Below are 24,466 nucleotides of genomic sequence, written 5' to 3' on the forward strand. Positions count from 1 at the left end.
CTGCGGTCGGGTGTGGGCACCCGACCGCACAGAAATCGGGTTGTGCAACTGGTTGTAGGGGCGTATGGCAAGACGCCCCTACAGGGGCAGCCGCGCCGTCACCAGATTCTCCGCGCCACCCGCCACCACCAGTTCCTGTGCCGTCTTGCTCAAGGGCGGGAAGGCGAACACGCGCCCGTCAAACGACAACTCTGACTTCCGGTAGTCGACGACGATCGGCGGACCGACGACGGTCTTCTCGGTGGCGGCGCCATACCTCTCGCGCAGGTAGGCCACCAGCTCGGGACACTCAAAGACGACAAAGCCGTTGTTGAAGGCGTTGCGTTTGTAGGTCTCGCTGAACGAGTGCGCGATCACGCACGGGATGCCGCGATGGATCAGACAGGTCGCGGCCTGTTCGCGCGAGGAACCGGTCCCGAAGTTCCGTCCCGACACGACCACATCTCCTGCGCGGCCGATTGTCCGGAAGTCCGGGTCGTAGTTTTCAAAACAGGCGGCCGCCATTTCCTCGTTGGTCACGTCATCACGGTATGTGAGCTTGCCGGAGTAGATGCCGTCGGTGTTCAGATTGTCGACCGGGAGCCAGAGGAGACGTCCGGTGACCTGCGCCGGGAAGCCGGGGATGATCTCCACCGCCGCCGGTGTCCGTTGTGGTCGACCATGGACCTGCTTCGTTGACTGCGCCACTACATCATCGTATCGCGTCGGCGCGGCAATGTACCCGGCGGCCGCCGACGCCGCCACGACTGCCGGACTGGCGAGATAGACGATAGCGTCACGGTGTCCCATTCGACCCTGGAAGTTGCGGTTGGTGGCGCTGATGCCGACTTCGCCCGCCTCCAGTGTCCCTGTGCCCAGCCCGATGCACGGACCGCACCCAGGAGGCAGGATGGTCGCGCCGGCAGCGATCAATGTCTGCCAGGCGCCGTTCTGTTCGGCGGCGCGCTGAACATTGGCCGAGGCGGCAGCAACATAGAACTCGACACCCGCGGCCACTGTCTTCCCTTGGAGCACGCGTGCCGCCTCAGTCAGATCCTCCAAACGCGCATTCACGCAACTGAGCAGGTACGCCTTGTCGATCTTCACCCGGCGCGTCTCGATCTCCGGGAGCGGGACCATCGTCTTCACATGGTTCGGTCCGGAGACATGGGGAATAATCGTGCCCAGATCCAACGTGAGGTCCACGTCGTAGTGCGCATCGGCATCGGCGTGGTGTCGGTTCGCAAACAACCTATCGACTTCGGCGCGGGTGAGCCGCGATTGGCCTTTGGCCGCCAGGTAGTCGGCGCGGCCATAGAGGAAGTCCCTGAGCGTTTCATCGAGGGGGAAGACTCCCGCCAACGCCCCCCACTCGGTCGTCATGTTGGCGATGGTCAGCCGCTGGTCCATCGACAGCGAGCCGATGCCGTCGCCGGTGAATTCTATCGCCATGTTGAGGACTTCATCGTGATTGAACAGTCCGCACAAGGCGATGATCACGTCCTTGCCGACCACTCCCGGATGCAGTGCACTGGTCAACGTCACCCGTGCCATCGGGGGAACCTGCCACCAGGTTGTCCCGGTCGCCCAGATCGAGGCCGCGTCGGTGCGCACGACCGGCGTACCTAGCGCGGCGACGGCACCATAGAGATTGGAATGCGAATCCGACGCCACGATCATCGACCCCGGCGTCACATACCCCTCCTCGACCATGACCTGGTGGCTGATGCCGGTCCCGGCGGGATAGAAATCGATCTCATGCGCGCAGGCGAATGCCTCGATCTTCGCATACTTCGCCAGGTTCTCCGGGGCCGTGTTCTGGATATCGTGGTCGATGGCAAAGACCGGCTGGCGTGGATCGGCGATCCGCGTGGCGCCGATGGCTCGGAACTTGCTCATCACGGCCGAGGTGTTGTCATGCGTCATCACATGCCTGGGCCGGATCGTGACGATGTCACCGGCGTGGACCGTCTCGCTCGATGCCAGTCCGACCGCATGCGCGGTGGCGATCTTTTCTATGAGTGTCTGGCCCACGGTTCCCCAGTCGATTTGACCGCGGCTACGCCAAATGCCGCAACGGCGGTCCGTCATAGGTGACGTCCAGTGGGTGAATGACCCGCATCGGATTCTGGCGTGTCGTTTCCTCGTGCGCATGGGCCAGAAGACCCGGCAGACGAGCGATCATGAAGAAGCCGTTGGCGAGCTCCACGGGAATCCTGAGATCCACGAGGATCGCAGCAATGGCGCCATCCACGTTCAAGGGAATCGGCTTGCCCGTCGATTGGGCAATGGCATCCTCCAGCCAGCACGCCATGTCCACACCGTCCTGTGACTTCCCCAGTTGGTCGGCCATCTGCAACAGACGCGTCGTGCGCGGATCCCGCGAATGGAGACGGTGCCCGAAACCGGATATGCGACGGTTGCGGGCCTTGTACTCATCGACGACTCTCATCGCCGCCTCGGAAAACGAGATGCCGTTCTTCTTGGCGATCCCCAACGCTTCCTGGATCGTCCTCATGCAATCCTCGATGTCCCCGCCGTGCCAGCGCGAGATCGCCAGTATGCCGGCCGCGGCAGCCGAACCCAGTGGTGCGCCGGCCGAGGCCACGGTGAGAGCGGAGTGAACGGACGGCGGCGTCGTGCCGTGATCGAGCGAGGAGACAAAGATCGCATCGAGGAGTGTGGCGGTGCCCGAATCGGGAAGCTCGCCGATCAGGGCCAGATGGATCGCCTCGGCGAAGCCGACTCTCCCCATGAGCTCTTCGACCGGATATCCGCGCAGACGAATGACATTGGGAGCGATTTCACTGATTGCCGATGACCAGTTCAATTCACTCATGTGATCTCCCGCTACGGCCTGTGCGGCGAAGGGGCCGATGTCCCTGCCTTGCGCCGTCGTGCCACTGAGGGAATATCGTCCGTTGCATTCGGACAAGTCAATCTGCGTGGTCTTATGAGGTTTTAGGCAGAGGAATGCGGTTGCTATCTTCGTTGCGCCCCGCGAGATTCCCTGTCAAGATGCCCGGTTTCGGACTGGTCTTTGATACCAAGTCGCGTGGCGCGACCACTCCCGATCGTTTTCGTTCGGGCTTGGATGCAATGCGGCACGATGACCGCTACCGATCCTGTGTGCTGTCGGTGGATCATCCGACGCTGATCGGCTGGACCGTGTATGACGGCTACCCGATTCGGGCTTGGGAGTCGCGGCAATTCCGCGTTGTCGTGGAAGGGATGATCTATGACCGTACATGGGACCAGTTCTTGGCTCAAGTGGAAGCCGTCGAGAACGAACGCGATCCGTGGGAACGGGCTGGTCGGATCATCTCGGACTGCGCCGCAGCAGCCGATGGTGACTTCGCCATCATCCTCTCGACCAAAGTCCCACCTCATGGCATCATTGTGGCGCTCGATCCGCTCGGACGGCTGCCGGTCTACTGGTCACAGGAAGAGGGGCGGCTGATCGTCGGCCGCGAGGTCAAATTCCTCGTTGCTCTTCGTTCCACCGTACAACCCGACCGGACCGGCATCGCCCAGATGCTGGCGATGGGGTTTCCGTGGGAAGACCGCACCCTGGTCTCGGGAGTGCGACGTCTTCCTCCCGGCGCCGTCTTGTCATGGCGCGAGGATGAGACCGACCCGAGGATCATGTCCGCTGAACCGTCCTTCGTGACCGGCCCGGTCGAGCGGAGGATGGCGGACTGTGCCGGGGAACTGGTCGAGCAGTTCCTGACCGCCACACGCCGACGCGTCGATACCTGCTCTAACCGACCGTTGGTTCTGTCACTCTCCGGCGGTATGGACTCGCGAGGCGTGGCGGCCGCGTTCTATCGACTGGATGTCGATGCCGTCGCTCGGACCTTCTCTTTCCCCGGCTATCAGTCGCCACGCGAAGCGGAAAGCGCCCGGGAGATTGCCGGACTCAGCCGGTTGGACTGGCGATCCGTACCTGTATCGGCGCCTTCACCTGAGTCCTACGACCGTCTGGTCCATCTGAAAGATGGACTGAACTCCGCCGCCATGGCCTATGCCGACCAATACCTCACCGTGCTCGTCGGAGAGGCCGGCCCCAATGCTGTCCTGTTCTCTGGTGGAGGCGGCGATCTGGCCCTCGTGCCGCGTCACCCCGAGCGTCGTCTACGCTCGACTGACGAACTGGCCGACCTGCTGTTGTTCCGCAATCTGGTCTTCCATCCGAGACTGCTGATCGATGCCATGGGTATCGGCCGCCGCGAACTGCAGACGGAGCTGGCGGGATGGCTTGACTCATACCCCGAATCCGACATGGCCGACAAGTACCTCCATTTCTGCTTCGCCGGGTATGAGTACAAGTCGTACTTCGAGGGCGAGGATCGCAATCGCTCCTATCTCTGGACCGCGGCGCCGTTCTATTCCCCACGCTTCTTCGAGCGCGCCATGCGGGTACCGTTCGAATGGAAGCGCCGCCGCCGTCTGGCCGGGGAATTTCTCCGTCAGTTCAACCCCGAAGTCGGCCGGGTTCGCAATGCCAACACCGGCCTGGTCCCCGGCAGCGTACGCGATTCGGCGCGGCAATGGGGCCGCCAGTTCGCTCTGTCGCGAGGATCATGGGAGAAAGCGGCGCGGAAATGGCGGCGGCGGCACACGGCCGGGTGGCCCTTTCCACCTGTTCCCAGGACGCAGTTGGTTGAGAGAATAACGGCTTCTCCTTCCGTCGGTGAGGTCTTCCGTCGCGACCGGCTCCTGGATTGGGTGGAGAATCCGGCGCATGCCGCACAAGTCTGGCCGCTGTACACGATCGTGCGGTATCTCCGATCGCTCGATTGAAATCGGGGGCTGGAAAAGAGATTGCGGAACAGCGCGGCGGCGATTATGTTTTAGGGCTTGAGTGACTGGAGACGATGATGAAAGAAGGCATTCACCCCAAGTATTTCAACACCGTGATCCGGTGCGCCTGTGGGAATGAAATCCACACGCGCTCCACGGTGAAGGATTTCCACGTGGAAATCTGCTCGGCCTGCCACCCGTTCTTCACCGGGAAGCAGAAGTTGGTCGATACCGCCGGACGGGTGGAGAAGTTTCTCCGCAAGTACGGCATGGCGACACCGGAGAAGGCCGCTGCCGCCCCCGATGCCGACAGGGCCGAGGCCGGCTCATAGCGAGAGGACATGGTTGCGCGACGGGGCCTCCCTTGGGGTCCCGTCGCGTTTGTGTTGGAGGTAAGTCCAGAACAATTCGGGGCCGGTAGGAGCGTATTGCAATACGCCCCTACAAATGGGACGCGATGACACAGAAACCTGCCGATACCATGCTCGACATCCTCGACGGCATCGCCAGGCGTTCCGTCGATCTTGAGGCCCAACTGTCCGACCCGGCGACCGCGAAGAATGCCGAGAAGATGCGCACCCTCGGACGGGAGCACAGGCGGCTGGCGGAGATCGTTCAGGCAGGCGACGCCTACCGGAAGCTCTTGGACGAGATCGCGTCCAACCGGCAGCTACTTGAGGAAGAAGGCGAGCCGGAGCTGGTCGAGTTGGCCGGCGAGGAGCAGGTGCGATTGGACGGGGAGAAACAGGCGCTCGAAGAGCGTCTACGCGACCTGATGACCCCACCCGATCCGGCGGATAGCAAGCCGGCGATCGTCGAGATCCGCGCCGGAACCGGGGGGGAAGAGGCGGCGCTCTTTGCCGCCGATCTGATGCGCATGTATCTGCGCTTTGTCGAGCGGCGCGGCTGGAAAGTCGAGATGCTCGGCTCCAATCCGACCGGCGTCGGCGGCTTTAAGGAGGTCACCTTCGCCGTGGAGGGAGAGGGGGCCTATGGCACGCTCAAGTATGAATCGGGCGTGCACCGGGTGCAGCGAGTCCCGGTGACCGAAGCCTCCGGGCGTATCCACACGTCTGCGGCCACCGTGGCCGTTCTCCCCGAAGTGGAAGAAGTCGAAATCGATATCCGTCCCGAGGACCTGCGTGTCGATGTCTTCCGCTCGTCCGGTCCGGGCGGGCAGTCGGTCAATACCACCGACTCGGCAGTGCGCATCACCCATATCCCGACCGGCACCGTTGTGCAGTGTCAGGATGAGAAATCCCAATTGAAAAACAAGAACAAGGCGCTCAAAGTCCTTCGGGCCCGGCTCTATGATGCCGCGCAATCGGAGCGCGATGCCAAACTCGCCGCGGAGCGCAAGCAGATGGTCTCGACCGGCGATCGTTCGGCCAAGATTCGCACCTACAACTTCCCCCAGAACCGCGTCACCGATCACCGCATCGGCCTGACGTCGCAGAGTCTCGATGCCGTCATCGACGGTGCTCTCGATGAGATCGTCGATGCCCTGCGGGCCGATGAGCGGCGACGCCGGCTGGCCTCGACGGCGTAGGTCAGGAGCCCCGTGCTCCTGACATGATTGGGCGACCACGTAGGGTCGCCCCTACATTAGGTGTGGTGGCATGAGGCACTCGACCGACGGAAATCCCCCTTGTTCGAACGCACTCATGCCCCCACATTTCCGCGTCATGGAGAGGCGATGCCCGATCTGAAAGACATCGAACAGGCGGGGCAGTTGGTGGCCTCGGTACGGAAGTCGCAGGCATCCTATGCCGATTTCCGTGCCGTGCGCATCACCACCGAGGATGTTGCTCTGGCCGACGGCCAAGTCGACAGGATCGACCGTAAGGTCTCCTTCGGTTTCGGCGTGCGTGCGCTGGTCGATGGCGCCTGGGGTTTCGCTGCGGCTCCCGGCTGCGATGAGACGTCCGCGCGCACCGTCCTGGAAGAAGCCATCGCCATCGCGCACGCCTCGGCTCTGTTGATGAAGGAACCCGTGACACTGGCGCCGGTGAAGGCGGTGCAGGCCGACTACAAGACACTGGTGATAACAGATCCGTTCGCCGTTGAGCTCAAGGAAAAAGTCGAGTTCTTGCGGCATCTCGATTCACTCCTCCGTGAAACCGAAGGGATCAATCAGACCGAGACGTTTCTGAGTTTCCGTCGCGAGGAGAAGTGGTTCTACTCTTCAGCGGGAGCGGTGATCACGCAAACGATCACGCACTCCGGCGGAGGATTGTCGGCGGCGGCGATGAAGTCACGTCGCGAGATCGGCGAGCGCTCATTCCCCACGTCCGGCGGGCAGCACCAGACCGGCGGATATGAGATCATCACCGCACTCAATCTGGAGGCGGGGTGCAAACCGACGGCGGAGGAGGCGGTCACGCTGTTGAGTGCGCCGGTGCTGCCGGAGCGAACGACGACGCTGCTCCTGTCTGGAGACCTGGTCTCGCTGCAAATTCACGAGTCGATCGGACACCCGTTGGAACTCGACCGCGTCTTTGGCTCGGAGCGGAACTTCTCAGGGACCAGCTTTGCGGCTCCTGGCCATCTGGGGACTCTTCCGTACGCCGCGGACTTTGTCACTGTGACCTCCGACCCTTCTGCTCCTGGCGGTCTGGGTACATATGGATACGATGATGAGGGTGTGCCCGCCGCGCCGGTGGTTTTGATCAAAGACGGAGTGCTCGTTGACTACCTCTCCTCGCGCGAGACGGCGGCGCGTTTGAATCGGCAATCGTCGGGCGCGATGCGGGCCGAATCGTGGTTCGATCTGCCCCTGGTGCGGATGACCAACATCAACTTGACCCCCGGCTCGGGCTCACTGGATTCCTTGATCGCCGATACCGAAGATGGCGTTTTGATTGCGACGCCGGCGGCTTGGTCGATCGATGACCGCCGTGAGAAGTTCCAACTGGGCGGCGAAATCGCCTGGGAGATCAAGAACGGTCAGCGGGGACAGATCTACAAGAACCCGGTCTACTCGGGGACTACCGTGGAATTCTGGCGCAGTTGCGATCGTATTTGTGGCCCGGAGGCGTACACGATCTGGGGAACCCCCAGTTGCGGCAAGGGACAGCCGGGACAGAACATGCGCACCGGCCAGGGTGCCTCCCCGGCCCGCTTCCGAAACGTCAAAGTGGGGCAGGCGGCGTGATTGACTTTCGTGACGTTGTCCTAACCTCTCCCTCCGGGAGAGGTCGCCCGCCGAAGGCGGGCGGGTGAGGGCCTGCACATGACAATGTGACGGCTCGTTTCCGAGTGACCATGAGCGTTCCGACTGACAAGGCATCGATCATCAAGCTCCTGGACGACACGCTGTCGCGTTCCCCCGGTGAACAGACCGAGTTGGTCTATATCGGACAGCGCGAAGCCACGACCCGGTTCGCCGAGGACGTCATCCATCAGAACATGGCCGCGGGCGATGCCCGGGTCATCGTGCGGCTGGTCAAGGATGGCCGGGTGGCGATTTCTTCGACCAACGATCTGACGTCTGCCGGTCTCGATCGGGCCATGAGCGATGCCCTCCAGATTGCCGCGTGGCTGGCGCCGGATGAGGGTTTTCCCGGTTTCGTGCAGTCGCCCGTTGCACCGGTTGTTGAGGCGTTCTTTCCGGCGACCGCGGATTGCTCCCCGGCGCAGCGGGCCGGTGCGGTAGCGGCCATTGTCTCTGCGGGTCGCAAGAGCGGGATACAATCATCCGGACTGTATCAAACCGGCACGGAGACCATCGCCGTGGCCAATTCCGCCGGCACGCGCCAGTTCTTTGCCGGGACGAAGGCCGAACTGTCGGTGTCGGCGTCGGACGATCCTCTCTTGGGGCAGGGATGGTCCACGGCCGCGCAACGGAATGTCGCGTTGATTGATGCCGAATCGATCGGACGGGTCGCCATCGACAAGGCAGTGCGCTCACGCAATCCCATTGCCATACCCGCCGGTGACTACACGGTGATTCTCGAGCCCGCGGCGGTCGGGCAACTGTTGCTCTTCCTCGGGTTCTTGGCATTCTCCGGTAAATCGTTTGCGCAGGGGCGTGGCGTGTTCTCCGGCAAACTCGGTGAGACAGTGACCGGGGCGAACATCACGATCCACGAGGACCCATTTCTGCCGGAGTATCCCGGCGTCCCATTCGACTACGAGGGGATTCCGAAACAGAAGGTGGTGTTGATCGAGAACGGCATCGCCAGAGGTGTTGTGCATGACACGCGCACGGCGAAGATGGCGGGGGGAACATCGACCGGGCATGCGCTTCCCGCCGACAATGCACGGGGACCGTACCCGAAGAACCTGACGCTGCTCCCCGGCACCGCGACGATGGAGGAGATGATCGCCTCGATGGCACGCGGGCTTCTGATCACGCATTTCTGGTACCTGAACTATCTGAATCCGATGAAGGCGCAGGTCTCCGGTTCGACGCGGGACGGGACATTCCTCATCGCGAACGGCGCCATCATGGGCCCCGTGAAGAATCTCCGTGCCACCCCGGCGATCCTCGAAGCGTTCGCGCGCGCCGAGCAGATCGGACGGGAGCGCGTGTTCTATCCCCAGTATTCGGCGATGATGTTTGTCCCGGCGATGAAGATTGCCGGGTTCCCATTTGTTGAAGACACCGAGTGACGGCCACGGGAGCAGCGGCGATGGACAGACGCGAATTTCTGATTCTGGGCGGCACCTTCGTGGCCGGGACTTGTCTTTTCAGTCCCTTGGGCTCGATACCGGGGCGCGCGACCGTTCCGCCTGCTTCTGACTTTGGCAACCCGCCCACGTGGTGGCTCAAGGGGTCCCCGTATTCGGGATGCGCCCGTCCTCTGGGATGCGCCGATGTTCTGGCCGTGTGGAACCGGGCGCGTTGTGTAGAGTTCCCTTGATCTCCCTATCGCAGGTAGGGGCGAGGCGCTGTTTATCCGCCTCTGGCGGGCCTCGCCCTCGGGCGACCCGCGCCAGAGGCGCGCAAGCACCGGGTCGCCCCTGTGCTGGTCCGCCTCTGTCGGGTTCCTGAGTCCCCGAAAGAGGGAAACGATGTCGACGAGAATGACCGTCGCTCAATGGCGGCAGCGACTCCGGGAATGTCTGGCGCCGGTCGCGGGTTACCTGGCACCGTTCGAGGCCGACCGCCTGTTGGGTGAGGTTGTCAGTGCAGGTCCGACCGAATTGACGGTGCGCCGCCAGGAGTTGATCTCCGAAGCCGATGAGCATCGTTTGCAGTATCTTGCGACAGACCGCCTGACCGGCCGGCCGCTGTCGTACGTGCTCGGACATGTGGAGTTTTGCGGCTTGGACTTCCTCTGTGATGAACGTGCACTGATCCCGCGTCCCGAAACCGAGGGATTGGCAGAGGTTGCATTGAAGACCCTCCCGCCGCTCCGGGAGGGCGTACAACTTCTCGCCATCGACGTCGGCACCGGCTCGGGGAACATCGCCCTGGCCTTGGCTCACCACCGCCCCGATCTGGTGGTCGTTGCCACTGACATCTCCGCCGCCGCATTGGCACTGGCCGGGGAGAACCGTGCCCGGGTCGGACTCACTGAACGCGTGCACTTTGTGAGAGGCGACACCTTGTCGATGTTTGCCCCCGGCATTGCCGACATCATCGTGAGCAATCCCCCGTATGTCATTCCGGGCGACCCGAATCTCGATCCATCAGTGTCGGCCCATGAGCCGGCCGCCGCGCTGTACAGCGGCCCGACCGGCGTCGAGTTCATCGCCGGGTTGCTCACACAATCGGCTGATGTCCTCCGTCCTGGCGGCTTCCTGGTCTGTGAGATTGGCTACGACCAAGGGTCGTCCGTACGGAAGTTGGTGGGTCGTGATCCACGCTGGGGGCCGCCGTCATTGCACCGGGATCTGGCGGGAATTGAGCGGGTTGCGGTGGCTCAAAGGCTCTAACGGTGGCAATTTGTGTTCGGACCCCGTTGATCGTATCGTGAGATTCACTTGATTAGGGCCGGTCGGGGCCGTTGGCTCGGCCGTCCCGTATGCTCGATCACTGGCTGTGACCGACGCTCCGGGTCGAAGGGGATTCGCAACATGAAGATGAAGGCGATAGTGAAGACCCGTCCGGCCGAGGGCGCGGAACTCCTCGACGTTGACATCCCCAAAATCGCCCCGGATCAGGTCCTCCTCAAGGTCAAGGCGACCTCCATCTGCGGCACCGACGTCCACATTTATCAATGGGAGCGTTGGGCGCAGAGCCGGATCGGCGCGGCGCGACTGCCGCAGATTCTGGGACACGAGGTCGCCGGTGAAGTAGTCGAAGTCGGTGCCCAGGTTCGTTCGCTCAAACGCGGCGACCTGATCTCGGTCGAGACCCACATCCCCTGCGGCCATTGCCGTCAATGTCTCAGCGGCCAGATGCACATTTGCCAGAATCTGAAGATCTTCGGCGTCGACCGCGATGGGTGTTTCGCCGAGTATGTTGCCGTTCCGGAAGTCGTGGCCTGGAAGAACGACCCCTCTCTCCCGCCGGAGATCGCTTCGGTTCAGGAGCCGCTGGGCAACGCCGTCTATTGCACCTTGGTCGAGCCGGTCAGCGGGAAGACCGTCCTGATCTTCGGCGATGGGCCGATCGCGCTGTTCGCGGTCGGCGTGGCGAAGGCGAGCGGCGCCTCTCAGATTGTCCTGGCAGGGATGGAACCGGCCCGTCTCGAGATCGCCCGACGCATGGGAGCCGACGCGACGATCAATGTCCTGCAGCGGGACACTGTGCAAGCCATCCGCGAGGAAACAGAGGGTGTCGGGATGGACGTGGTCCTGGAGATGGCCGGGGCACAGAAGGCGATCGAGCAGGCCTTCAAATGTGTCCGCAAAGGTGGGCGCGTCTCGGCGTTCGGTATACCCTCCGGACCCGTGGAATTGGACTGGAACAATGCCCTGGTGTTTCGCGGCGTGACCGTCTATGGCATCAACGGGCGCCTGATGTTCGACACTTGGGTCACCGTGCGCAACCTGCTCACGTCGGGGCGGCTCGATATCACTCCGGTGATCACGCACACGTTGCCGTTGGCCGAGTTTGCGAAGGGGTTTGATTTGATGATGACCTCACCTAAACAATCGGGCAAGGTCGTGCTGTTTCCGTGAAGTCTCCTGCCGGTCCCCGTGCGATACGAATCGACCGACGAAGGAGCGCCGATGACTGCAGTCCAGTGGGCGCAGAGCCCCTCACCCCGACCCTCTCCCGAAGGGAGAGGGGGAGTATTAACCTCTCCCTCCGGCTTGTCCGCCTCTGACGGGGAGAGGTCGATCCACCGCGGGCGGATCGGGTGAGGGAAGAACGCCGGGAACTCGAGAGAACGTTACCGTACACCATATTCACCAATGATCATCGGCATCGGCATCGACATGGTGGACATCGCGCGCATGCGGCGGGAGTTGGAGCAGGGTCAAGCGGGATTCCGCGAGACGATCTTCTCGCCTGATGAGATCGCCTATTGCGAATCGCAGCGGTATCCGGCGCGACATTACGCCGCCCGTTTTGCCGCCAAGGAGGCATTCCTCAAGGCCTTGGGAACCGGGCTGTCCGGCGGGATTGCCTGGCGTGACGTCTCAGTCAACAGAGACCGTGACGGCGCGCCGCAGCTTGTACTCGCCGGAGTCGCCGAAGCCCATGCCCGTGAACAGGGCGTCCGGGATGTGCGTCTCTCGATGACACATACATCCGACTTGGCGATGGCCCAAGTTGTGTTGCAGGACCAGACCAGCAGTGAGGCGGAGTAGGATGACAAGCAACATCGGTTCGTACGAAGAACGTCTGGCGGGATTCGATTGGTCGATCTCGGAGCGGGAGCTGGGATACCGTCCCGGTGATCCGATCAACATCGGCTGGTACTGCTCCGACCGGATCTGTCAACTGGGCATGGCTGAGAAGACCGCGTTGATCTGGGAGGATCACCAGGGGAATGTCAAGCGTTACACCTACAATGACATTCGCCAGCTCGGCAACACCATGGCGGACTTCCTGCAACGGCTCGGCCTGAAGCCGGGGGAGCGCGTCTGTTTGTTCCTGGACCGTGTGCCCGAGTTGTACATCGGCTTCCTCGGCATCCTCAAGTCGGGAGCGATCGCCCAGCCGCTGTTCTCGGCGTTCGGCGATGAGTCGCTCTTCACCCGCCTCGATGATGCCAAGACCGCCGCGGTGATCACGCAGAAGAGGCATGTGGCCAAGGTCCGCAAGATCCTCGAAAACCTGCCGGAGCTGCGCCACATCATCGTGGTTGACGCGGTCGATACTCCTCTGCGCGAACGCGAAGTCGCCTTCCAGATGGAGCAGGCGCCCCGCGTCGATGACTTCGCGGCATACCCATCGACCGCCGAGACTCCCTCGGTGCTGCACTATACCTCCGGAACGACTGGCAAACCCAAGGGAGCGCAGCACGTGCACTACTCGTTGATCTCCCAGTATCTGACCACCAAATGGGTCCTGGATGTCCGTCCGGACGACGTCTACTGGTGCAACGCCGACCCCGGGTGGGTGACCGGAACATCCTATGGTATCATCGGTCCCTGGGCCAACGGCGTCACGCAGGCCGTCCTCGATGCCGGGTTCAATACCGCGCGCTGGTACTCCTTCATCCAGAGGCACAGGATCTCTGTGTGGTACTCGGCCCCCACGGCGATTCGCCTGTTGATGCGGGAAGGAACCGAGGCCGTTCGCAAGTATGATCTGTCGTCATTGCGCCATCTGGCCAGCGTCGGCGAGCCGCTCAATGCCGAGGCAGTCCTTTGGTCGAAAGAGGCCTTCGGCCTCCCGTTTCATGACACCTACTGGCAGACGGAAACCGGGTCGATCGTCATCACCAATGTCCCCGGGATGCCGATCAAGCCCGGCTCGATGGGCAAGCCGTTCCCCGGCATCGTCGCCACCGTCGTTGATCTGAAGACGCACGCGCCGCTCACCAAGACCGGAACGGTCGGCCTGATTGCTCTGCGTCCCGGCTGGCCCTCGATGTTCCGCGCCTACTGGAACAACCCCACGACGTATGCCGGCAAATTCAAGAACGGATGGTACATTTGCGGCGACCGTGCCAGTCTCGATGCGGACGGGTACTTCTGGTTCGTCGGGCGCGACGACGATGTGATCAATACCGGCGGCCATCTGGTCGGTCCCTTCGAGATCGAGTCCGTTTTGCTGGAGCATCCGGCCGTGGCCGAGTCGGCCGCCGTGGGGAAGCCCGACCCGGTGAACATGGAAGTCGTCAAGGCCTTCGTCGCGCTCAAGCCGGGATTCGCGGCCTCCGGTGAGCTTGACCTGGACATCATGAATTTCATCCGCAAACGGCTGTCGCCTCTGGCCATGCCGCAGGAAATCGAATTCGTTGCCTCATTGCCGAAGACCCGCAGCGGCAAGATCATGCGACGCGTGCTGCGGGCGCAGGAATGGGGCGAGCCGATCGGCGACATCTCGACGTTGGAGAATGATTGACCCACCGCCGGCGGCGATGGTGCAGATGTGTGTAGGGGCGCATCGCGATGCGCCCGTCGACTCGGAGATTCCGGCAGGGAAGGAGAACGGCAGTGGACGATCTCAAAAAGGTGATTCTCGAATATGTCCGCAAGGAATACCTGGAGGACGACGACGACCGGGAGTTGACAGAGACCACGCCGCTGATCTCCGGCGGGATCGTCGATTCGTTCTCGATGGTTTCGCTGAAGCGCTTCCTGGAGCGTCGCTATGGCATCCAGATTCCCGATGCCGAGGCCTCGCCCGAGGCCTTCGACACCGCCAACAGCATCGCCGCCGTGATCGAGCGGTTCCGCAAGCCGTGACGACGGCTTGTCTGCACTCGTCCGCGGGCGAGAGGTGCCACGGGTCTTCAGACCCGTATGTCATTCCGGATCTGGACGTCTGATGCGATGAGGACATGGGGGCGAGATGATTGCTTGTGGCGATCTGTGCCACACCCCTCACCCTACCCTCTCCCCAGAGGGGAGAGGGAGAATGACAACCTCTCCCTCCGGCTTGCCCCGAGCCGGGTCGAGGGGGAGAGGTCGATCCATCCGCAGGATGGATCGGCTTGTCCTGAGCGGAGCGAAGGGGTGAGGGAGCTCTTTCGTCCTCTCATTCTGTTTGAAACCCTCGAGCTGGATCTTCGCAGGAGGACTCTATGGCATACAGTGACACCACCCGCGCCGCGTATCAACGCGAGTTGTCGGGAATCCGACAGGCCGGGCTGTTCAAGGAAGAGCGTTTCATCCATGCGCCGCAGGGACCGGAAATCGAGGTGGAGTACCCGGCCGGGGCCGCCACCCGCACAGTCATCAACATGTGCGCCAACAACTACCTGGGACTGTCCAGTCATCCCGAGGTGGTCGCGGCGGCGCGGCGTGGTCTCGACAACCGCGGCTATGGCATGTCGTCGGTCCGCTTCATCTGCGGCACACAGGACATCCACCGCGAATTGGAGCGCCGGCTGACCGATTTCCTGGGGACCGAAGACACGTTGCTGTTCCCGTCCTGCATGGATGCCAATGCCGGCGTCTTCGAGGCGGTCTTGACCGAGCAGGACGTCATGATTGCCGACCGTCTGGTCCATGCCTCGCTCATCGATGGGATACGCCTGTGTAAGGCGATGTCCGACAGTTACAAACACGCCGACATGGGGCATTTGGAGGAGAAGCTGCAGGAACACCAGGATAAACGGGTGCGCCTCGTGATCACCGATGGCGTCTTCTCGATGGACGGCGACCTGGCCCCGCTGGACCGAATCGTGGCCCTGGCGGAGAAGTATGATGCCATGATTCTGGTCGATGACTCCCATGCTTCCGGGTTCATCGGTCGCACCGGCCGGGGCACCCATGAACATTGCGGGGTTCTCGGGAAGATCGACCTCATCACGACGACTCTCGGCAAGGCGCTGGGCGGCGCCTCCGGAGGGTGTGTGAGCGGACGACGGGAATTGGTCGAGATGTGCCGCCAGCGCGCCCGGCCATACCTGTTCTCCAACACCGTGCCGCCGGTCATCGTGTCCGGGGCCATCAAAGTGCTGGAGCTGATCTCATCCTCAACCGCCCGCCGGGACAAGCTGGAAGAGAACACACGCTACTGGCGGAAGCTCCTCGTTGATGCGGGATTCGATGTCAGAGCCGGCGACAGCCCGATCGTCCCGGTGATGCTGTACAATGCCAAGTTGGCGCAGGACATCGCCCGCGACCTCTTCGGCGAGGGGATCTACGCCGTCGGGTTCTTCTTCCCGGTCGTCCCCAAAGGGCAGGCACGAATCCGGACCCAGCTTTCGGCGGCCCATGAGAGGCATCACTTGGATGCCGCGATCGCCGCCTTCACCAAGGTCGGGGCCAAGTACGACATCCTTGGGAAGGGAAAGAAGGAGATCATCGAGAAGTACGGGATGTGAACGGACGATAGGGCGATAACCTCTCCCTCCGGCTTGCCCCGAGCCGGGTCGAGGGGGAGAGGTCGATCCGCCGCAGGCGGATCGGCTTGTCCTGAGCGGAGCGAAGGGGTGAGAGGGTACTTTGCCCCGCGACGGGCGTTCAAGGCATTGCATGACAACGCGTTGCGCCATTGGCGCAGCGCTGAAGACGCGGGGTCATCATAAGAGTTGCCCAACATCCTGCCTAGGACGGGCGGAATCCCCGGAACGGTGTCGGGGCCGCTGCTAACCCCACTCCCACCCCGGTGGAAAAATCAGAAAATACTGTTGACAGTTTTCCGGGGTCGGTCTATATTGCTGTGGCCGATGGTAGTACCTGTTACCGCATGAGAAACGGCACTCAGAAGACCAGTTTACCACAGATCTTGGGGTAGCGTAGCGAACCAAGTGACAGTCACGCGCAGGGATGTCGTGTAGAGCATCCCGCTTTGATCCCGGCGCGACACAGTACCGTAACCGGTACACAACCAGTTGCAGTGTGACCACGGTCCCGGGCTCGGGGCGATGGTCCGGAGGTGCCTGAAGGACCGGTCCCATCACAGGGGCGCTCACAAACTGAGGGTGGATACTCATGGTCCCGACGGAAAAACGACATCACGCACCATCCGTCGGATCGCTCTGACAATCGAACCTGAAAGCAAGCAACCGCACCATCAACCCAAACGATCACGGTGAAAGGAGGTGTTGCGCACGAAGAGTCTTTCTTTAAACGCTCACTTCAGTCAACCGCAACCGTGAACGATGTACAGGTCCGTGTTATGGAGGTGAGGTTTAAGGAAATTCGATATTGGTGAGGCACGAGCAAACGCTTGGCACGGTAATCAGGGGGACTGTCTATCGTGTGGGTTTCTCGAGCGAAACGTGTCTCTCGTCGGGGAATCCGAAGCGACAACAATGAGAAAGAACAAGGAGCAAAACAGATGAAGCGTTTTGCATTGACCATTTGCCTGGCAGCTTGTTTGGTGCTCGCACTCAGTGGAGCCACGATGGCCGTCAATCGTGTGACGGTCGTGTCCAACTTGGCCGTGGCAAAGAATGCGACGGCCGTAGTGATCGGCATCAAAGTCGTCAACGATGTTGAGTTGACCGGCTTTGTGCTGCCGTTGGAGTACCGTGACACGGATGCCAACGGCACATTCATGGTGGGCCCGTCCTCAACGTTCAAGGGCATCCAGTTCACCGCGGGGAACCGTATGGGGTCCAGCCCGTTGACCGGTTCGGTGACCCAGAACAAGTACGGGACGCCGAATGCCACGAACGACTGCAGCGGTCCGGTCGCCAGCACCTGGCCGGCCCCGAACACGGTTGACTTCAACGGCCTCGAGGCCGCGTTGATGGCTGCGGTGAGCCAGGCGGCTCCGCCGAAGCTGTACTACCTGCCTCCCGGCGACGACGATGTTGCTGGTACATTTACGGATTGGCCGGATGAGGGCGAGACGACTCCCTATGCCGCCGGTCCGTCGCTCTACACCCAGTTCAACGTCAACGCGGTTGAGGGCTGCTTCGAGATCGACACCTGCTGCATTCTGCCCGCCAACCACATTTCCGGAACTGACCTGCAGACCAACATCGTTCCCTTCGAGTTCGTCCTTGGTGAGGTCTGCATTCCGGCCAACCAGTGCCCGACCGGCCTCGCCGCTGGGCCGCAGAATCCGAATCCGGCTCTCACCGGAGCCTTGGTGTCTGTCCAGCTTTCGGCGACCGATCCGGAAGGCGATCCGCTCACGTACTACCCCTCGCGGGGTAGCGTGAATCCGGCGACCGGCGAATGGACTGACACCCCGGGCTGCCCCGACGTACCTTCGTACCCTGTGACCGTGGAGATTGGTGACAATCAGCACGCGCAGGGCGCTTGCGCGTCGGTCCAGTTCACAGTGGCTGTTGCGCCGGCCAACCTGTCGATCACCTGCCCCGGCAACATGACCGTTCATTGGGGCGATGTTGCCAGCGGCAAGGCGACCGCTTCCGGCGGCTGCCCGCCGTACACCTACACAGCCAGCATCGGCAGCATCGACAACGACGGCAACTGGAGCTACACCACGACCTGTCAGGATCTCGGTACCACCACGGTCACGATCACGGTGAACCCCTCCTGTACCTTCGACCTGACGGTGACGAACGCTGCGCCGGTGTGCGCGAACATTCCGGATTACCTTGCCCTGTACGAGATTCCGTTCAGCATCGATCTGACGACCACCCAGGGCGATGGCGATCCGATCCAATACCTCAACTACACAGGACCGGCGTGGGCCAGCATCGTGGGCACCAACGTTGTCGGCACCCGTCCGACCGGCGATCCGGCTGAGTACATTGTTGGCTACGACATGTTCGACGGCTGCCAGTACACGCACTGCTCCTTCAAGCTCTATTTTGAGAAGAGCTGTGCCCAGGTCGACGCTTGCATCGCGATCGAGGGCGAGACCGGCGTGGCCTATGACAGCACGCTGAACGGTCGCAACCACACGATGTATGTTGTGGCTCACAACGGCTCCGTGCCTGATTTGGCGGGCGGTTTCAACTTCCTGATTTGCTACGACCAGAGCGGTCTGTCCTTCCTCGGTGCTGGCCAGACGAGTGAGTTGGGATGGGAGTACTTCACCTATCGTACCGGCATGTTCGGTGGTAACTGCGGCAGCGGTTGCCCGAACGGGTTTGTCCGTCTCGTTGGTGTTGCCGACATGAACGACGCCGAGACGCCGGTCGCGGGAAGTTGGAACTTGAACGGCAAGAAGCTGGCGTGGCTGAAGTTCTACGTCACGGCCGACCGCAACTACATCAACAGCTGCTTCCACGTGAAGTTCTGCTCGATTGAGTGCGGTGACAACTCGATCAGCGACTCCACCGGTAACATCTTGTGGCTGCCGTGCCCAGGCCAGAACAGCAACGACATCGCCTTTGGCCCGGACTACAGCTTTGCGGCGTGCCTTGGCGACACTGCGAAGTACGAGCCGAAGGAACTCCTGAAGTTCTGCGGTGGTGCGATCTGCGTGAGAGAGCCGAATGACGATCGTGGCGACATCAACCTCAACGGTATTGCCAACGAGATCGGTGACGCGGTCCTCTACACGAACTACTTCATCTATGGCGACATCGTGTTCGATCCGAACCCGAACTACAAAGAGAGCCAGATCCTGGCCTCTGACGTCAACAACGATGGTATCGTGTTGACGGTCGCCGACCTGATTTACCTCATTCGCATCATCACCGGCGATGCCGAGCCGTTCCCGCAGGGCGGCAGCGGCCATCCGAAGCTCTCCCCGTATGCCAACGCGGTTAACGTTGTCAGCGACGTGTCCGATGGCGCTCTGAACGTGAGCACCAGCTCGAACGTCGAGGTCGGCGGCGCCGTATTGGTCTACCGGTACAGTGGCGTTGCGGTCGGTACCCCGGTCGCGGCTCCTGGCTTCGAGATCAAGTCGCGTGCCTCCAACGGCGAACTGCGCATGGTGGTCTATGGTGCGAAGGTCCCGGCCGGCTCCAACACGCTGGTCTCCGTTCCGGTCAACGGCAACGGCACCATCGAGCTGGTCGAGTCCCAGTTCTCCGACTACAATGGTGCGCTTCTGACGGTGAACGCCGCGAAGGTCGGCCCGCCGAAGGAGTACGCGCTGTTGCAGAACTATCCGAACCCGTTCAACGCTGGAACAGTGATCCCGGTCGCGTTGAAAGACGCCTCCGAGTGGTCGCTGTCCATCTACAACGTCGCGGGCCAGGTCGTCCGGACCTTCTCCGGTTCGAGCGATGCCGGCATCGTGAACGTGGCGTGGGACGGTCGGACGGCTGACGGTTCGTCCGTGGCCACCGGTGTCTACTTCTACCGCGTGACCACCCCGAACTTCACCGCCACCAAGAAGATGGTCCTGTTGAAGTAACGGGCTTTCTTCATCCCGTCGGGGGAGGGTGCGATCCCTCCCCCGATGGTTAAACGGGCCGATACGGACAAGGAACGGCGACCCGGTCGAAAGAGTCGACCCAGAACGCGAAGGAGGGGTGACAGGGCAGACTGAGAATGGAGAACGGTCAATTGTGACCGCGAGGATTGTCACAGGATTGAAGATGTCGTATCCCGGCTTGGTGAGTCCCCCGCGTGGGGCCATGGGTGTTGGCCGGGGTTTTTTGTTGCAGTGTCCAGAGGGTTTTGCGAGTTTGGTATTATATTATGATGTTATGCTCGAAGGCGCGGCCATATCCCATTCGCTGCCACGGGGCTTCCGCCTCGTGTCTGGTGCTCCACCCGCAGGGTGGGAACGGCTGTTGGTGGGGCAGACATTCCTGTCTGCCCAGGACCATGCGCAGGCAGGAATGCCTGCGCCACCATGGTCTGCTGCTGCTCCGCGGCGAACGTCAGCCCAAGGGCTGACCGGCACATCAGGCTCGGTGCATGATCTGTTTGTGCCACGGGTTTTCGGACCTGTGCTTGGTGATAAGAACCAAGTAGGCGTGGCCGCGGTCTGTGATCGCAGTCCCGCGCAGCGGGACAACATCCCGAATGCCAGATCTCAGGACCGCGATCGGAGATCGCGGGCACACGGGACACCGCGCAGTTTGGTGTGCGGGTCAACCCTTGGGTTCATCCTGAAGGTTCACCCTGAAGGGCTGACCTCGGACCCGCAGGTTCCGTCGGACAGTTTCACGGCTCGCGCCGTGGGCTATGATCTTCGCCACTCCGGGGCTGAACATGTAGGGCGGGCTTTGCCCGCCATCTCAATGAGAAGAGAATGACGAACCAACCCTTAACCCAGAAAGGTCAACCAACAGGCGGTGCGGACCGCCCAGATGGACCGACGGTTTGAACGGATGTAGACCCCACGTCCTGTTCCGCTGCGAAGTGATACCGCCCCTACCGCGAACGGTGCAGGCCCACGCGCCATCGTCATGATGGGCATTGGGTTTGCGATTTGAGGATCGTCGAGATCATCCCTGGACGGGGGTCGAGTCCTCCGGACTGGGGGAGAAGGAACCGGCAAGACGTTGTCCCCCACCGTCCAGTGGCGGACCCCATCGGCCCGACCTCACCAGGCCGACGGCGGGACGGACGACCGGCCGGGTCCCGACGGTCAGACCGGAAGCGGAATTATGCAGGACCTTGCATGGCCCAGAGCCAAGATCGACCGGGTTCCCGATCGGAGTCGGGATACGGCGGATGTGCTTGGGGCCGTGTATGGGTGTATTCCGATACCAGTGCGTGGGCGGTCGGCTCCGCATCGACCGAAAGGGGTAATGACGATGTTCCCTACGATGATGACCAACTCGGGACGAAGGGCAGGCGTTGTGACAGGCTGGCTCGCCGGCGGTCTGCCGGTGGCGCTGCTTCTCCTGTTGCCGTTACTCCTTGTCGCCTGGCCCGCACAAGCCCAGACGCCGTCGATACTGGACACTCTTCGGATCATCAATGCGACGGCCGCAGTGGGTGATACATTCGACGTGGACGTGTACCTGAGAAACGTCGATTCGCTCGGCTCATTCACGTTTCGCATTGTCTACAATACCGCGCTGATCGAGCCCTTGACCGACACGAGCGCCGTCGGCGACACGGTTAAGATCGAGTTGCAGGCGCTGCGCGGGGCGACAATCTGGGAGAACTTCGGTGCGAGCTTTGGCGGCGCAGGAGTAATCACGTTCGTGGCCGTCAACTGGGACATCGGCGTCGATGCGTTCATGCCGGGAGCGGGTGCGACGGCACGTATGCAATTTCGTGTCCTGCCGACCGCGACCGCGCAGGTGACGACAATCGACTTCGAGAACGACCCCAACTACCCCGCAGCTTATAACACGATCACAGATGCGTGGGCGTCGGTATTCAAGCGTCCTGTCCTCACCAACGGTTCTGTGACTATTACCGAAGGTGGCGGTCCCGGCCCGGGGAATGATCCACCGTCGATCCCGGTGTTGCCTTCGCCGCTCTCGGTCAACCAGGGTGATCTGATCACGTTCAGTGTCAGCGCGACCGATCCCGATGGCGATTCGCTCCGGTTGCGGGCGTTCAATCTCCCCACCGGCGCCCAGTTCACGCCCGCGAATCCGGTCTATGGCAAACCGATCGCAACCGGCACGTTCCGGTGGACGCCGAATTTCTCGCAGTCGGGGCCGTACGTGGTGAGCTTCGAGGCGACGGATTCCGCCGGTCTTGTCGGGACCATCCGCAATGTCACGATCGATGTCACCGAAGTTGCGCGCGATATGTTGTTCACCACATCGGTGGCCGGGCAAGACCCGCAGGGAGGGGTCCCCGGCGCGACCGGGGTCGTTATCCCGGTCGATCTCACGACCGTGCAGACGGTCTATGGCGTCCAGTTCGACTTTGTCTATGACCCCACGGTGTTCACGCCCACAATGCTCCAGCCGACTGATAAGTTGACCGGCTTCACGGTCTACGACAATCTCGGTGTCACGCCCGGACGATTGCGCGTCGTCACCTTCTCGCTCGTCGGCGATCCGGTCGGCGCGGGCACGTCCAATGTTCTGTTCAACGTGATCGGCAATATCTCCGGCGATGCTGCGCCGGGGGCGTACGATATCAAGTTCGAGAACAGCTGGGAGTCGATCAATCCCGACCCGAATGTGGCCTCGGTGCAGTTGGCCTCCACCGATGGCGCGGTTTACGTCGATTTCGCCGGTGATGTGAACCTCGATGGCCGCGTCGACGTCGCCGATGTCGTGGCGGTGGTTGGTTACATCCTCGGCGATTTCACTTTCACCGGACGGCAGTTCGGGGCCGGCGATGTCAATCACGACATGTACCTGGATGTGTTCGATCTGGTCACGATCGTCAATACGATCTTCGGGACACAGCCACTGGCGCTGGCCGCCGCCGTCACGCCGGCCCGCCTGTCGCTGACATACGATGCCTCCGATGGTCCGCATGGCGCCTATCGTCTGGCCGCCAGCGCTCCGACCGACATCGCCGGGGCACAGATCGAATTCGAGTATGACCCGAAACAGGTGACGCTGTCTTCGCCACAGTCTCTGTCGGCGGCGTCAGGGTATCTCTTGCGTCATCGCAACGATGGTCGCGGTCACTTGATCGCCCTGATGGTCTACATGCCCAGCTCAGGGACCTCCCGGATCCAACCCGGTGAATCCGAAATCCTGCGGATCCCGTTGGCCTCCGGCGCTGGTGACCGACCTTCTCTCTACATTAGTAATGCCAAGCTGGCGGATCCGAAGGCGGGGCGCATCGAAGTGACCGGCATCGAGCCGCTGCCGCGCGATTTCGTTCTGGAGCAGAACTACCCGAACCCGTTCAACGCGGCTACGACGATCTCTTTCTCGTTGCGTGGGTCCGCAGGCACCGTAGCCACAAGACTGGAAGTCTTCAACGTCCTCGGCCAGCATCTCGCCACGCTGATCGATGAGCCGATGGAGCCGGGCAACTACTCACGGGTCTGGGACGGCACAAGCGAATCGGGCCAGGCGGTCGCCAGCGGTTTGTACTTCTATCGCCTGACGACCGGGAACCACACGGAAACGAAGAAGATGGTGCTCCTGAAATAGTGGGACGGCATGCATGGACAAGCGACACTTGTTGAGATCACGTACTCCGCGTCTGGCCTTCGCCCTGCTGCCGATTCTGATGTTGGCGTGGGTACCGGCTGCGTTGGGGCAATCGCCGCCAGTGCTCGATGCCATCGGCCCGAAGTCTGTCAATGAGGGTCAGAACCTGACGTTTGGTGTGTCGGCCACCGATCCCGACGCCGACAGCGTGATCCTGACGGCGGAGAATGTGCCTGCCAATGCGACGTTCACTGACAACGGCAATGGCACCGGGTCGTTCGTGTTTGATCCCGACTATACGCAGTCCGGAGTCTACAATGTGCGGTTCATCGCCTCGGACGGTGCCCTGGCGGACAGTGAGCTGGTCGCCGTCACGGTGACCGACGTGAACCGAGTGCCGGTCTTGGCGGCGATTGGTCCCAAGTCAGTGAATGAGGGTCAGAACCTGACGTTTGGTGTGTCGGCCACCGATCCCGACGCCGACAGCGTGATCCTGACGGCGGAGAATGTGCCTGCCAATGCGACGTTCACGGACAACGGGAATGGGACCGGGTCGTTTGTGTTCGATCCCGACTACACCCAAGCCGGTGTCTACAATGTGCGGTTCATCGCGCGGGATGTCGGTCTGTTGGCGGACAGCGAGATTGTGGCGATCACGGTGACGAATGTGAACCGGGCGCCGGTGTTGGCGGCCATCGGTCCCAAGTCAGTGAATGAGGGTCAGAACCTGACGTTTGGTGTGTCGGCCACCGATCCCGACGCCGACAGTGTGATCCTGACGGCGGAGAATGTGCCGCTCAATGCCG

The 24,466-nt window shown here is 62.0% G+C and carries 16 protein-coding genes; 14 read left to right on the forward strand and 2 right to left on the reverse strand.

Translation table 11 applies throughout. From position 1 onward, the window contains the following. Nucleotides 1-78: 78 nt before the first annotated feature. Both lysF and AB1792_04595 read right to left on the reverse strand, forming a co-directional pair. The gene (gene lysF, locus AB1792_04590) at nt 79-2,070 is read right to left on the reverse strand and encodes a homoaconitase (GenBank protein MEW5701489.1); all 1,992 of its coding nucleotides are present in this window, start codon (nt 2,068-2,070) and stop codon (nt 79-81) included. Beyond that, on the reverse strand, nt 2,039-2,818 hold the full coding sequence (locus tag AB1792_04595) for a citryl-CoA lyase (GenBank protein MEW5701490.1): 780 nt from the start codon (nt 2,816-2,818) through the stop codon (nt 2,039-2,041). The genes lysF and AB1792_04595 overlap by 32 nt, the downstream gene beginning before the upstream one ends. Nucleotides 2,819-2,997: 179 nt before the next feature. Here AB1792_04595 and AB1792_04600 point away from each other — a divergent pair, with 179 nt between their 5' ends. The 14 genes from AB1792_04600 to AB1792_04665 form a co-directional block, all read left to right on the forward strand. Continuing rightward, nucleotides 2,998-4,782, forward strand: coding sequence for an asparagine synthase-related protein (locus AB1792_04600; protein MEW5701491.1), 1,785 nt, complete (start codon nt 2,998-3,000; stop codon nt 4,780-4,782). A 77-nt stretch (nt 4,783-4,859) separates the two neighbouring features. Then, on the forward strand, nt 4,860-5,114 hold the full coding sequence (gene rpmE / locus AB1792_04605; protein MEW5701492.1) for a 50S ribosomal protein L31: 255 nt from the start codon (nt 4,860-4,862) through the stop codon (nt 5,112-5,114). A 149-nt stretch (nt 5,115-5,263) separates the two neighbouring features. Beyond that, nucleotides 5,264-6,331 (forward strand): peptide chain release factor 1, encoded by a 1,068-nt coding sequence (prfA, locus tag AB1792_04610; GenBank protein MEW5701493.1) that lies wholly within the window; start codon nt 5,264-5,266, stop codon nt 6,329-6,331. Nucleotides 6,332-6,478: 147 nt separating this feature from the next. After that, complete coding sequence (locus tag AB1792_04615; GenBank protein ID MEW5701494.1) at nt 6,479-7,936, forward strand: TldD/PmbA family protein; 1,458 nt, start codon at nt 6,479-6,481, stop codon at nt 7,934-7,936. A gap of 110 nt (nt 7,937-8,046) precedes the next feature. Continuing rightward, nucleotides 8,047-9,396: a TldD/PmbA family protein gene (locus AB1792_04620; GenBank protein MEW5701495.1), complete on the forward strand. Its 1,350-nt coding sequence runs from the start codon at nt 8,047-8,049 to the stop codon at nt 9,394-9,396. Nucleotides 9,397-9,798: 402 nt separating this feature from the next. Next, nucleotides 9,799-10,665 (forward strand): peptide chain release factor N(5)-glutamine methyltransferase, encoded by an 867-nt coding sequence (gene prmC, locus AB1792_04625; GenBank protein MEW5701496.1) that lies wholly within the window; start codon nt 9,799-9,801, stop codon nt 10,663-10,665. 141 nt (nt 10,666-10,806) lie between these two features. Next, the gene (gene tdh / locus AB1792_04630; GenBank protein ID MEW5701497.1) at nt 10,807-11,856 is read left to right on the forward strand and encodes an L-threonine 3-dehydrogenase; all 1,050 of its coding nucleotides are present in this window, start codon (nt 10,807-10,809) and stop codon (nt 11,854-11,856) included. A gap of 237 nt (nt 11,857-12,093) precedes the next feature. Beyond that, the gene (locus AB1792_04635; GenBank protein MEW5701498.1) at nt 12,094-12,492 is read left to right on the forward strand and encodes a holo-ACP synthase; all 399 of its coding nucleotides are present in this window, start codon (nt 12,094-12,096) and stop codon (nt 12,490-12,492) included. Nucleotide 12,493: 1 nt separating this feature from the next. Then, the gene (gene acsA, locus AB1792_04640; protein ID MEW5701499.1) at nt 12,494-14,197 is read left to right on the forward strand and encodes an acetate--CoA ligase; all 1,704 of its coding nucleotides are present in this window, start codon (nt 12,494-12,496) and stop codon (nt 14,195-14,197) included. A 92-nt stretch (nt 14,198-14,289) separates the two neighbouring features. Continuing rightward, the gene (locus tag AB1792_04645; GenBank protein MEW5701500.1) at nt 14,290-14,541 is read left to right on the forward strand and encodes an acyl carrier protein; all 252 of its coding nucleotides are present in this window, start codon (nt 14,290-14,292) and stop codon (nt 14,539-14,541) included. Between the two features lie 338 nt (nt 14,542-14,879). After that, nucleotides 14,880-16,127, forward strand: a complete 1,248-nt coding sequence (gene kbl, locus AB1792_04650) for a glycine C-acetyltransferase (protein ID MEW5701501.1) — start codon at nt 14,880-14,882, stop codon at nt 16,125-16,127. Between the two features lie 1,025 nt (nt 16,128-17,152). Further along, entirely contained in the window at nt 17,153-20,038 is a 2,886-nt protein-coding gene (locus tag AB1792_04655) for a T9SS type A sorting domain-containing protein (GenBank protein ID MEW5701502.1), read from the forward strand. 1,399 nt (nt 20,039-21,437) lie between these two features. Continuing rightward, nucleotides 21,438-23,660: a cohesin domain-containing protein gene (locus AB1792_04660; protein ID MEW5701503.1), complete on the forward strand. Its 2,223-nt coding sequence runs from the start codon at nt 21,438-21,440 to the stop codon at nt 23,658-23,660. 13 nt (nt 23,661-23,673) lie between these two features. Continuing rightward, the coding region (locus AB1792_04665; protein MEW5701504.1) for an Ig-like domain-containing protein at nt 23,674-24,466 on the forward strand (793 nt) is incomplete at its 3' end.

Source organism: Candidatus Zixiibacteriota bacterium (assembly GCA_040752595.1).
Classification (GTDB): domain Bacteria; phylum Zixibacteria; class MSB-5A5; order WJJR01; family WJJR01; genus JACQFV01.